Genomic DNA, 12,144 nt, shown 5'->3' with positions numbered 1-12,144 from the left:
TACCGGTAAAGACCGTGAAGGGTGCCGGGCGTCAGCCGCGCGGCACGGGCCCGGTGGACGCCCTGACCACCAGTTCCGTGGCCAGTTCGACGTGCAGCGCCTCCAGCTCGTGCCGGTCGAGCAACCGCATCAGCAGGGTCACGGCCAGTCGGCCCATTTCCTGCAACGGCTGCCGCACGGTGGTCAGCTCCGGCCGCGTGGCACGGCTGAGGTCGAGGTCGTCGAACCCGGCGACGGACACGTCGCCCGGCACGTCGAGGCCTTGTTCGCGGGCCGCCCGCAGCGCGCCGACGGCCATCTTGTCGTTGAACGCGACCAGCGCCGTCGGCCGGTCCGCGAGGCCGAGCAGGTCGCGGGCGACCAGGAAGCCGTTCTCCTCGGTCGGCTCGTCCACGTGCCGCAGCAGCTCCGCCGACGGCAGCACGCCGACGTCGGACAACGCCGCCGCGTACCCGGCGAGCCTGCCGTCACTGGCCAGCCAGTCGCCGGGGCCGCCGATGATCCCGATCCTCCGGTGGCCCAGCTCCACCAGGTGCGCCATCAGCCGCCGCGCGCCCGAGAAGTGCGCCGCCGACACCGACGCCACGTCGCGCGGCAGCTCGGTGCGCGGGTCGACCACCACGAACGGGAACCGGCGGTCCCGCAGCCGGACCAGCTCCTCGGCCGGCTCCGGCGGCAGGATCAGGATCGCGCCGCCCACGTCCGCGCGGGCCGCCAATCCGGGCAGCACGGCTTCCCGCTGCGCCGACACGCCCGCGCTCAGCACGACCTGGCGGTGGTGCAGGGCCAACGTCTCGGCGACGCTGGAGACGATCAGCCCGAAGTAGTCGGTCAGCAGGTACGGGCAGCGCACGTAGATGGGGCCGGCCGGCTTCGCGCCCCGGGCCCGCGGCGCCTCCGCGCCCAACCCGGCCACGGCGCGCAGCACCAGCTCGCGGGTGTGCTCGGCGACGTTGGTCTGACCGTTGAGCACGCGCGACACCGTGGCGATGGAAAGCCCGGTCGCCCGCGCCACGTCCCGCACCGTCGCCCTGGCCATCCGCGCCCCCTGTTCCACTGGTGTTTCACGATGTTACAGCGCGGTCGGCCGAGTTCGGCGCCGCGGGCATTGAGGGGTGTCACACAGGTGCGCGCGGGCGCGGATTTCGGCAGGCTGTGCAGATGACCACCTCCGAGGCACCCGCGCGGATCGCCGTCACCGGGCTCGCCGTCATGGGCAGCAACCTGGCGCGCAACCTCGCCCGGCACGGCTACCGCGTCGCCGTGCACAACCGCAGCCACGCCCGCACCAAAGCGCTGATCGCCGACCACGGCCACGAGGGCGACTTCGTGCCCGCCGAGACGCTGGAGGAGCTCGTCGCGAGCCTCCAGACGCCCCGCCAGATCATCATCATGGTCAAGGCGGGCGGCCCCACCGACGCCGTCATCGACGAGCTCGTGCCCCTGCTGGAGCCCGGCGACATGGTGATCGACGGCGGCAACGCCCACTACGCCGACACCCGCCGCCGCGAGGCCGCGCTGAAGGAGGCCGGGCTGCACTTCGTCGGCACCGGCATCTCCGGCGGCGAGGAAGGCGCGCTCAACGGCCCGTCGATCATGCCCGGCGGTTCGAAGGAGTCCTACCAGCACCTCGGGCCGGTGCTGGAGGACATCGCGGCCAAGGTCGACGGCGTGCCGTGCTGCGTGCACGTCGGGCCGGACGGCGCCGGGCACTTCGTGAAGATGGTGCACAACGGCATCGAGTACGCCGACATGCAGCTCATCGCCGAGGCCTACGACCTGCTGCACCGGGTCGGCGGCCTGGCGCCCGCCGAGGTCGCCGAGGTGTTCCGCGGCTGGAACACCGGCGACCTGGAGTCCTACCTGGTCGAGATCACCGCCGAGGTGCTCGGCCACGTGGACGTCGAGACCGGCGCCGCCCTGGTGGACGTGATCGCGGACGAGGCCGAGCAGAAGGGCACCGGCCGCTGGACCGTGCAGGAGGCGCTGGAGCTCGGCGTGCCGGTGACCGGCATCGCGGAGGCGGTGTTCGCCCGGTCGCTGTCGGGGCGGGCGGGTCAGCGGCAGGCGGTGCGGTCGGCGTTCGGGCCCGCCGAGGTCGCGGGCGACGCGGACGGCTCGCTGGTCGAGGACGTGCGGCAGGCGCTGTACGCCTCGAAGGTCGTGGCGTACGCGCAGGGCTTCGACCAGATGCGGGCGGCGAGCGCCGAGTACGGCTGGGACCTCGACCTGGGCGCGATGGCCACGATCTGGCGCGGCGGCTGCATCATCCGGGCCCGGTTCCTCGACCGCATCCGCGAGGCCTACGACAAGGCGCCGGAGCTGGCGTCCCTGCTCGTGGACGACTACTTCCGCGACGCGGTGAAGTCGGCCGAGGCGGCGTGGCGGCGCGTCGTGGTGAAGGCGGTGACCGCGGGCGTGCCCGCGCCCGGCTTCGTCTCCGCGCTGGCGTACTACGACGGGTTGCGGTCCGAGCGGCTGCCCGCGTCGCTGATCCAGGGGCTGCGCGACTTCTTCGGCGCGCACACCTACCGCCGCACCGACCGCGAGGGCAGCTTCCACACCCTCTGGTCGGGTGACAGGTCTCAAGTGGACGCCTGAGACCACCGGCGGAGATCATGGCCGGGTGCGTGAACGCTTCCGCCGCCACCCCGTCACGGCCGGCTACCTGTCGGCCGTGGCGGTGCTCGCGCTGCTGACGCGGTTCGTCTTCGCCGACGGGATGTCGGCCCAGGTGCGGGAATCGCTGAGCACGAACGCGACGAACCTCGACGACCACCCGGTCAACGCGTTGCTGGGCAGCGCGTTCGTGCTCGACCCCGCGGGCGACGGCCTGGTGGCCACCGGTCTGGCCCTGGTCGCCGTGGCGGTCTGCCTCGGCGTGCTGGAGCGCGAGGCGGGGCCGTGGCGCGCGGTGGCGGTGGTCCTCATAGGACACGTCGGCGCGACGCTCGTGACGGCGCTCGTCATCTCTTCGGGTGTCTACCCGACCGATCTCACCGACGTGGTCGACGTCGGTCCCGGTTACGTGGCGTGCGCCGCGGCCGGAGGCATCACCGTGTTGGGGCCGGTGGTGCTGCGCGTGCCGTGGCTGGCGCTGCTCCTCGCGTACCCGTTGGCGGACGCGGAGTGGTTCGGCGCCGTGCCCGAGTTCACCGCCGTGGGCCAGGTCGCGGCCGTCCTCATCGGACTGTGCGGCGGCACGGTCGCGGTCGGCCGCGCCTACGCCGCCGTCGGCCGGTAGGTCCGTCACCAGGCGTGACGCCCGCTCGTGATCAACACGACCGGGTGGATCCGCTGTCAGACCGCCCACTTCCTCAGTCATCATGGTGTGGACGCGACCTGTGCGACGCGGGCTGTGCCGACACGTTCCCCTGTGCCGACACGGAGGTGCCACCGTGGCGAACCCTCACCACCGCGCCGGGGCCGAGTTCCGACTCGACGCCTTCTGGCCGCGCCTGCTGCCGCCCTTAGCACGGCGCTAGACCCCCTCTGCGATCGACGACACCCCGCGCGCCGCGTGGGGCGAGGACCCCTTGCGCTCGAAAGGACCCGACATGAACCGACCGCGCCCCAACAAGTCCCACGCGGGCGAGCACACCACGGCAGGCCCTCCGGGCGGTGTCGCCGCCGTGCTGCGCCACGACCTGCCCGCCTCGCTGGTGGTGTTCCTGATCTCCGTGCCGCTGTCGCTCGGCGTCGCCGCCGCGACCGGCGCGCCGCTGATGGCCGGGCTGATCTCCGCCGTCGTCGGCGGCATCGTGGCCGGCGCGCTGTCCGGCACGCCGGTGCAGGTCAGCGGACCCGCGACCGGCTCGGTGGTGATCATCGCGGGCGTCATCGCCGAGTACGGCTGGGCCGCGACCGCCGCCATCACGCTCGCCGCCGGCGCGGTGCAGGTCGCGTTCGGCCTCGGCCGGCTCGGCCGGGTCGCGCTGTCCCTGTCGCCCGCGGTGGTGCACGGCATGCTGGCCGGCATCGGCCTGAGCATCGCGCTGGGGCAGCTGTCCGTCGTGCTCGGCGGCTCGGCGGCCACGTCCGTGTTCGACAACCTGGCCAAGGTGTTCACCACCGACGTGGGGTGGTCGGCCCTGCTGGTCGGCGCGCTCGCCGTGCTGGCGCTGCTGCTGTGGCCGCGCGTGCCGCGTGCCGGGTTCGTGCCCGCGCCGCTGGTGGCGGTGCTGGCCGCGACGCTGGCCACGGTCGGGCTCGACGTGGCGAGGGTCGACCTGCCCGGCGACCCGTTCGGCCAGGTCGTGCTGCCGCAGATGCCGTCCGGCAGCTTCGGCGCGGTCGCGTTCGCCGTGCTGACCGTGGCCGTGGTGGCCAGCGTCGAGTCGCTGCTGTCCGCCGTGGCCGTCGACAAGCTGCACGACGGCCCGCGCGCGGACCTCGACCGGGAGCTGATCGCGCAGGGCGCGGCCAACGTGGTGGCCGGTGCGCTGGGCGGGCTGCCCATCGCCGGTGGGATCGCGCGCAGCTCGACCAACGTGGTCGCCGGCGCGCGCACCCGCGCGTCGACCGTGCTGCACGGCTTGTGGATCGCGGTGTTCGTGCTCGCGCTCGGCTGGGTGCTCGAGCTGATCCCGTTGGCGGCGTTGGCGGGTGTGCTGTTCGTGGTGGGCGTGCGGCTGGTGAGCGTGCGCCGGATGCGGGCGTTGTGGCGGCACGGCGAGTTCTCCGCGTACGCGGTCACGTTGGTGGGCGTGCTCGTGCTCGGGCTGGTGGAAGGCGTGCTGCTGGGGGTCGCGGCGGCGGTGCTGCGGTCGTTGTACCGGCTGACCCGCTCGTCGGTGCGGATCGAGGAGGAGCCGGACGCCTGGCGGGTGACGATCCGCGGCTCGCTCGTGTTCCTGGGCGCCGGGCGGCTGGTGCGCGGGCTGCGCGCCATCCCGCTGGGGCAGCGCGTGGTGCTGGAGCTGCACATCGACTTCCTCGACCACGGCGCGTACGAGGCGATCGACGACTGGCGCGTGGGCTACGAGCGGCTGGGCGGCCACGTCGAGGTGGACGAGGTGCACGACACGTGGTTCAGCAAGGCCCGGAAGGGCATCCCGGCGCTGCGCAAGACACCGCTGTCGCCGTTGCCGAGGTGGTTCGCGCCGTGGTCGCACTGGCAGCGCCACCGGCACGTCACCCTGCCCCGGCCGCGCGCCGACGTCGACCCGATGATCCGCGGCATGCGCGAGTTCGAGCGCACCACCGCGCCGTTGGTCCGCCCGTTCCTGGCGGAGCTGGCCGCGCGAGGCCAACGCCCGCGGCAGCTGTTCATCACGTGCGCCGACTCCCGCGTGGTGCCCAACCTGATCACCACGAGCGGGCCGGGCGACCTGTTCTGCGTGCGCAACATCGGCAACCTGGTGCCGCTGGACGGCGACGACTCCGTGGGCGCGGCGATCGAGTACGCGGTGGAGGTGCTGGCGGTCGAGACGATCGCGGTGTGCGGGCACTCGGACTGCGGCGCGATGAAGGCGGTGGTGCAGGGCTCGACGCGGCCGGGCACGCAGCTGCACGCGTGGCTGAAGGCGGTCGAACCGAGCCTGATCCGGTTCCACGCCACCGAGTCCGACCTGCCGGTGGTGGAACGGCTGTCGGTGGCGAACGTGGCGCAACAACTGGACAACCTCATGGCCTACCCGAGCGTGCGCGAGGCGGTGGCCACCCGATCACTGCGCCTGGTCGGCATGTACTTCGACATCTCCGCCGCCCGCGTCTACCTGATCGACCCCGACCGCGACGGCCTCCAACCGGTCTACGCCTAACCCCCACGCCACCCCCTCCCCACCCCCCTCCCCACCGCCCCCACCACCCACCGCCCCAACGCCACGCACTCCACCCTTGCCACCGCCCCCACCTCACCTGACGGTCACACCGACCCGCGAGGTCGCGTCGATCGTTCGCGTCCTCATTCCCGGCGATCACGCTTTTCGATCGTCGGGAATCAGGGCGCGAACGGTCGACTTCCCGGCGACCTCGCCCGCCGCCTGCGGAGCAGCGGCAATCCAACACAGGGTGGTCGGCCCCCTCACCGGACCGACCACCCCGTGCCGAGCCTCGTCGGCGGACCGGCCTCGGTCGGGGGTGCGTGGCCGGTCCGTCGGCGGGCTCGGATCAGGTCGGGCGGCGCTGGTGGGGCTCGATCTGCGGGGAAGGCGCGTCGCCCGACCGAGCTGGGCTAGCCGACGCTGCGCAGGTGCCTGCGGTGGTTGCCGGACGGCTCGTCGCCGCCCACGGTCAGCGCCAGCTGCGCGCCGAGGTACGCCCGGCAGGGCGAGGGCAGGCGGCGGCGGAAGCGGCGGGTCCGGCAGGTCGGGCAGCGGCCGTGCTCGTCGGGCGTGTGCTCGTCGAGCAGCCCTTTGATCGCGGTCACCACCCTGGGCAGTTCGCAGCGGGCCAGTTCGACCGCCGTCTCGTCGTCGCCGGTCGACGCGAGGCGGACCAGCGTGGCCAGGTGTTCTCGGAGGGACCGGTCGAGCTGGCTGAAGACGGTGGTGGACACCTTCAGCGCTCCTTCCCTGGGGGCGGTGTGCTGCACGCAGCCTGTTACCGCGTCCGGCCCTCTGCAAGTTGCAGTACACGAATGGATGACGTCACTTTGCTCCGTTCGCGGCCGCGCACAGACTGGACCGCGGCCCCCGGGTCGGGGCCGTCGACGAAAGGTGTCCGGATGCCACGGGGCAGCAGCCCGACGCTGCGCAAGCGACGGCTGGTCAGCGAGCTGCGGAGGCTGCGCGAGGCGGCCGACCTCACCATCGAGGACGTCGCCGAGCGGCTGGAGTGCTCGGCGTCCAAGATCAGCCGCATCGAGACCGGACGCGTCGGCGTCACCCCGCGCGACGTCCGCGACATGCTCTCGGCCTACGGCGCCGACCGGGCCACGTCGGAAGAGCTCGTGCAGCTGGCCCGTGACGCGCGGCGCCGGGCGTGGTGGGACGAGTTCGGCGACATCGCGCCCGGCCGGTACGTCGGGTTCGAGGCCGACGCCGAGTGGGTGCGCACCTACCAGGGCCTCATGGTGCCCGGCCTGCTCCAGACCGAGGCGTACACCAGGGCGTTGATCCGGGCCGTGCTGCCGGACGCCGCGCCGGCCGAGGTGGACCGCCGGGTGGAGCTGCGCAAGGCGCGCCAGGCGCTGCTGCTGGAGGACGACCCGCTGTGCCTGCACGTGGTCGTGGACGAGGCAGCCTTGCGGAGGTTGGTAGGCGGCCCGGAGGTGATGGCCGAGCAGCTGGCGCGACTCAACGAGGTCGGAGAACTGTCGAACATCACTCTCCAGGTGGCCTCTTTCGAGGCGGGCGGTCACGCTGCGATGGACGGTCCGTTCGTCATCCTGTCGTTTCCCGAGCAGTCGGATCCGGCCGTGGTATACATCGAAAGCCCGAGGGGCGACTTCTATTGGGAACAGCCCTCGGACGTCGCCCGGTATTCCGACATGTTCGCACGGCTCAGCGCCGAATCGCTCGACCCGGCCGCCTCGTCCGCGCTGATCGGGCGGGTGGCGCGCGAGCTCGCCTGAATCCGAGGTGAACTGCCATGCAACGCCAGTGGCGCAAGAGCACGTGGTCGTCCGCGGGTGGTCCGGAGTGCGTGGAAATCGCGCTCGGCCAGAACGGCGCCGGTCTGCGTGATTCGAAGAACCGGACCGGTGGCGAGTTGGGCTTCGGATTCGCGCAGTGGTCCCGATTCGTGGTCGGCGCGAAGGGCGGCGCATTCGACAGCCGGTGACCCACCGGTCCGTTCACCTCGGGGACGTGCCTTAAGGCGCGTCCCCGACCTTCGGCCACCCACCCGTACGACCTTGGTCTGGCGGTCGGTCAGACCCCGGTCCGATGCGCCCGCCGGCGTCGTTGCGGTGGACTCCCCTTAGCCTGCACGCCGAGTGCTCGTCATGATCCACAGGGGGATGAACCATGGCCTTGCTGACCGACGCCCTGGAAGGGCTCGCCGGTCTGCCGCAGCCCGCCGTGCTCGCGGTGACGGGCGCGTTGACGTTGGCGGAGTGCACGTTGGGCGTCGGCTTCATCGCGCCGGGCGAGAGCGCGCTGCTGCTGGCCGCCACGACGGTCACCAGCGTGCCCCGGTTCCTGGTCATGTGGCTGGTCGTGTCGGTGTGCGCGGTGGCCGGTGACAGCATCGGCTACTTCCTCGGCCGCCGGTACGGCGACCGGTTGCGGGACAGCAAGGTGGTGCGCAAGCTCGGCCAGGAGCACTGGGACAAGGCCGGCGCGCTGCTGCGCAGGCGTGGCGCGTGGGCGGTGTTCTTCGCCCGCTTCATGCCGGTGGTGCGGACCCTGGTGCCCGCGTCGGCGGGCGCGTCGAAGCTGGAGTACCGCCGCTTCCTGCCCGCGTCGATCGCCGGCGCGGTGAGCTGGTCGGCGCTGCACATCGGCATCGGCTCGGCCGCGGGCGCGTCGGCGAAGTACATCGAGTCGGTGTTCAACGGGGCGATGTGGGGCCTGATGGGCCTCGCCGCCGTGGTCGGTGTCGTGGTGTTCCTGCGCAAGCGGCGCAAGGCGGCCAACGCCGGCAGCGAGCCGCGCGAGCTGGAAGAGGTCGCCTGAGCCTGTCCTCACCGCGCTGGTGACCGGGCGGCGCGACCGTCGGCCCGGCGCGAGCCTTCGGGCAGGTGCTCGGGCACCGCGGCGAGGAGGGCCTGGATCGTCCGGTGGCCGAAACCGCAGCACCATGGCCGTCTTGCCCGCCCCCGTCTCGCCCGGCACCACCATCCGGCCGAGCGCCAAGGACCGGTAGTAGGCGGCGACCTCCCCGAGCGGCCCGGCCGCCGCGCCGCCGACCAGCGCGCTGCCGACCACCCACCGCGCGCGACCCGAACCGGCCATCACCCGATCTTCCTCAACTCGAGGACCGCGGCGCCCGCAGAACTGCGGTGGCGCCGCCGGTCGAGGTCACGGGAGGCCGCGCAACGCCGAAGGGGCCGTGCCCGGGGGTTCGGTCCCGGACACGGCCCCTTCGACTGGGGGGAGGGCAATGGAGATGGGCCATCCCCTACCGGATGACCCGTCTCCGGTGGAGAAGGGGACGAGGGCGGGCCGGCGTTCCGCCGCCGCGGGCTGGATGCCCCTTGCACGCCGGCCTGCCCTCGTCGTTCAGGGAGAGCAGCGGATGTTCCGCTGTCTGGTCCAACCTCGCTCACCGGGGTTCGCCCTGTGTGGTTGATCGGACACGCTTAGCGTAAGAATGCGGCTACAGGACGACTGGAGCCGGACTGAAGTGATCTCCTAGGCTCGGTCGGGGTTCTCAACGTTTCGGCGAAGGATCGGTCGGTGGCAGACGGCGGCGGCGAGCGCTTGCGGTTCGAGGTGCTCGGCCTGCTCCGGGCGGTGCGCGGTGGCGGGGAGGTCGACCTCGGCGCCGCCAAGCAGCGTGCCGTGCTGGCGGTGCTGCTGCTGGCCCGCAACGCGCCGGTCAGCCGCGACCAGATCATCGAGGCCGTCTGGGGCGACAACACGCCGACCAGCGCGGTCAACCTCGTGCAGACCTACGTGGCCGGGCTGCGCCGCGCGCTGGAGCCCAGCCGCGCCCGCCGCGCCCCGGCCGAGCTGCTGACCTCGGTCGGCGACGGCTACCTGCTCCGGGTGGACCCCCAGCAGGTCGACCTGGACGAGTTCGAGCGCGGCGTGGTGTCGGCGGCCCGGCTGCGCGCCTCCGGCGACCTGATCGCGGCGGCCACCGCCCTGGACGAGGCGCTCGGCCTGTGGCGCGGCGAGCCGCTCGGCGGTGTCGCGGGCCTGTTCGCCGAGGTCGAGCGCGGTCGGCTGGTCGAACGCCGGCTCGCGGTGCTGGAGGAGCGGGCCGAGCTGCTGCTGCTGATCGGCCGCGGCGCGGAGCTGGTGCCGTCCCTGACCACGCTGGTCGGCGAGCACCCCCTCCGGGAACGAGGGCACGGCCTGCTGATGCGCGCGCTGTGCCAGGCGGGGCGGCAGGCCGAGGCGCTGGCCGTCTACCGCGAGGCGCGCCGGGTGCTGGTCGAGGAGCTCGGCGTCGAGCCGGGCCCGGAGCTGCGCAAGCTCCAGCAGGCCGTGCTGGCGGGGGAGAACCCCGAGCCCGAGCGCCCGACCAGGCCGATGGACGTGCGCCCGGTCGCCGAGTCCTCGCCCGCCATCACGCCCGCGCAGCTGCCGCGCGTCTCGGCGTCGCTGATCGGCCGCGACGACGAGCTCAAGCGCCTGGACGGCCTGCTGGCCTCCTACCCGGAGGGCGGGCTGGTCCTCGTCGTCACGGGCCCCGCGGGCGTGGGCAAGACCGCGCTCGCCCTGCACTGGGCGCAACGCGTGCGCGAGGACTTCCCGGACGGCCAGCTGTACGTCGACCTGCACGGCTACGACCCGAACCAGGAGCCGCTGGGCGCGGGCGAGGTGCTGAGCCGGTTCCTGCGCACGCTGGGCGTGCCGTCGGCGGACATCCCGGTCACCGTCGAGGAGCGGTCGGCGCTGTTCCGCACGCTCATCGCGGACCGGCGCATGGTGGTGATGCTGGACAACGCGCGCGGCTCGACCGAACTGCTGCCGCTGCTGCCCGGACCGCCGTCGTGCGTGCTGGTCACGTCCCGCCGGCGGTTGGTCGGGCTGGTCGCGCACGCCGAGGCCCGGCTGGTCGAGCTGGACATGCTGGACCCGGACGCGTCGGTGGCCGTGGTCAGCCGGGTCGCCGGCCGGGACGGCACGGAGGCCGCCGCGCTGCGCCGGTTGGCCGTGCTGTGCGACGGGCTGCCGCTGGCGCTGCGGATCGCGGCGGCCCGCCTCGCCGTCGCGCCGACGTTGCGCGTGGCCGAGCTGGTCGCCGAGCTGGACGACGAGCACGGCCGGCTGGCGGCCCTCGGCCTGGAGGACGAGGACTCCACGGTGCGCGCGGCGCTGGACGCGTCACGCCGGGCGCTGTCGCCGCTGCCCGCGCGGCTGCTGGCGCTGCTCGGCCTGCACCCCGGTCCGGACGTCACGGCGTTCGTGGTGGCCGCCATGGCGCAGGTGCGGGTCGGCGACGCGCAGCGCGCGCTGGACGCGTTGACGGCGGCCAACCTGCTGTCGGTCAACGAGCCCGGCCGGTACGGGGCGCACGACCTGGTGCGCGTCTACATGCGGACGCTGGCCGCCGAACTGCCCGCGCCCGTGCGGCACGAGGCGACCAGCCGGATGCTCGACTTCTACCTGCACTGCGCGGACCTGGCCGACGGCCGGCTGCCGGTGACGCGCGGCAGCAGCGTGCGGGTCGCGCCCGAGCACGTGCCGCTGGAGGTGCCGAAGCTGCACGGCTCCGCCGAGGCGAGCGCCTGGCTGGACGCCGAGCAGGGAAACATCATCGCCGCCGCCGAGCTGGCCGCCGCGCCGGGCTCGGACCCGGGCTGGCTGGTGCACGCCTGGCAGCTGCCGTACACCCTGTCGCGGTTCCTCTGGCTGCGCGCGGACCGGACGACGTGGCTGCGCACCACGGAGGCCGCGCTGGAGGCGGCCACCACCCTCGGCGACCCCGAGGCGAAGTTCGTGATGCTGTTCAACCTGGGCATCGCGCTGGCCCAGTTCCAGCGGATGGACGAGTCCCTGGCCCGGCATCGCGAGGCGTTGGAGGTGGCGCGGGCGTCCGGCGACGTGAACGCGCAGGCCAGAGCCCTGACGGCGGTCGCGGACATGCTCGCGTTCCTGGGCCGGGTCGACGAGTCGGAGACCTCCTACCGGGAGGCGCTGGAGGTCAGCCGGGCGGCCGGCTCGCGGTGGGCCGAGGCGAACGCCCACCACAACCTCGGGCTGCTGCACCTGGCGTCCCGCCGCTACGACGAGGCCAAGACGTGGCTGCGGGCGGCGGTGACGATGTACCGCGAGGTCGGCGAGCAGTGCGGTGAGTCGACCTGCCACACCGACCTCGCGATGGTGCTGCTGGAGTCGGGCGAGGGCGGTGAGGCCGTCACGTCGGCGCGCACGGCGCTGTCGGTGGCCTCCGCCGCGGCCAGCCCGTACCACCAGGCGATGGCGCACGACCGGCTGGCCACGGTGTTCGACCGCCAGGGCCTGCCCGGCGCGGTGGCGCACTGGCAGCGGGCGCTGGCGCTGTTCACCGAGCTCGGCACCCCGGAGTCCGACCAGGTCCGGGAACGCCTGGCGCGCGCCCGGGCCACCACGACCGTCTGACCGC

9 protein-coding genes are annotated in these 12,144 nt (G+C 73.5%); 7 read left to right on the top strand and 2 right to left on the bottom strand.

Annotated features, from left to right (window positions below):
• Nucleotides 1–31: 31 nt before the first annotated feature.
• A complete protein-coding gene (locus tag AB0I91_RS05950; RefSeq protein WP_499635508.1) occupies nucleotides 32–1,039 on the bottom strand; it encodes a LacI family DNA-binding transcriptional regulator in 1,008 nt (335 codons plus the stop codon).
• 122 nt (nucleotides 1,040–1,161) lie between these two features.
• Here AB0I91_RS05950 and gnd point away from each other — a divergent pair, with 122 nt between their 5' ends.
• From gnd to AB0I91_RS05935, 3 genes are all read left to right on the top strand, one after another.
• Nucleotides 1,162–2,601 carry an NADP-dependent phosphogluconate dehydrogenase gene (gene gnd / locus AB0I91_RS05945; protein ID WP_498785789.1) on the top strand — a complete coding sequence of 480 codons (1,440 nt, stop codon included), beginning with the start codon at nucleotides 1,162–1,164 and terminating at the stop codon, nucleotides 2,599–2,601.
• Between the two features lie 25 nt (nucleotides 2,602–2,626).
• The gene (locus tag AB0I91_RS05940; protein ID WP_499635505.1) at nucleotides 2,627–3,244 is read left to right on the top strand and encodes a rhomboid-like protein; all 618 of its coding nucleotides are present in this window, start codon (nucleotides 2,627–2,629) and stop codon (nucleotides 3,242–3,244) included.
• 313 nt (nucleotides 3,245–3,557) lie between these two features.
• The gene (locus AB0I91_RS05935; RefSeq protein ID WP_498785795.1) at nucleotides 3,558–5,762 is read left to right on the top strand and encodes a SulP family inorganic anion transporter; all 2,205 of its coding nucleotides are present in this window, start codon (nucleotides 3,558–3,560) and stop codon (nucleotides 5,760–5,762) included.
• Nucleotides 5,763–6,175: 413 nt separating this feature from the next.
• Here the strand turns inward: AB0I91_RS05935 and AB0I91_RS05930 are convergent, their stop codons facing one another.
• Nucleotides 6,176–6,499 carry a hypothetical protein gene (locus AB0I91_RS05930; protein WP_499607457.1) on the bottom strand — a complete coding sequence of 108 codons (324 nt, stop codon included), beginning with the start codon at nucleotides 6,497–6,499 and terminating at the stop codon, nucleotides 6,176–6,178.
• A gap of 168 nt (nucleotides 6,500–6,667) precedes the next feature.
• On the opposite strand from AB0I91_RS05930, the gene AB0I91_RS05925 reads away from it, so the two are divergent.
• From AB0I91_RS05925 to AB0I91_RS05910, 4 genes are all read left to right on the top strand, one after another.
• Nucleotides 6,668–7,516, top strand: coding sequence for a helix-turn-helix domain-containing protein (locus tag AB0I91_RS05925; RefSeq protein WP_498785801.1), 849 nt, complete (start codon nucleotides 6,668–6,670; stop codon nucleotides 7,514–7,516).
• A 17-nt stretch (nucleotides 7,517–7,533) separates the two neighbouring features.
• Nucleotides 7,534–7,725, top strand: coding sequence for a DUF397 domain-containing protein (locus AB0I91_RS05920; RefSeq protein WP_498785803.1), 192 nt, complete (start codon nucleotides 7,534–7,536; stop codon nucleotides 7,723–7,725).
• Between the two features lie 185 nt (nucleotides 7,726–7,910).
• Entirely contained in the window at nucleotides 7,911–8,561 is a 651-nt protein-coding gene (locus AB0I91_RS05915; RefSeq protein ID WP_498785805.1) for a DedA family protein, read from the top strand.
• Between the two features lie 723 nt (nucleotides 8,562–9,284).
• Nucleotides 9,285–12,140: an AfsR/SARP family transcriptional regulator gene (locus AB0I91_RS05910; protein WP_498785807.1), complete on the top strand. Its 2,856-nt coding sequence runs from the start codon at nucleotides 9,285–9,287 to the stop codon at nucleotides 12,138–12,140.
• The last annotated feature ends 4 nt before the right edge of the window (nucleotides 12,141–12,144 follow it).

Origin of the sequence: Actinosynnema sp. NPDC049800, assembly GCF_040656635.1 — a bacterium.
Classification (GTDB): Bacteria; Actinomycetota; Actinomycetes; order Mycobacteriales; family Pseudonocardiaceae; genus Actinosynnema.
Note: the sequence above shows the minus strand (reverse complement) of the source record. Positions and strands in the feature narration are given on the sequence as shown.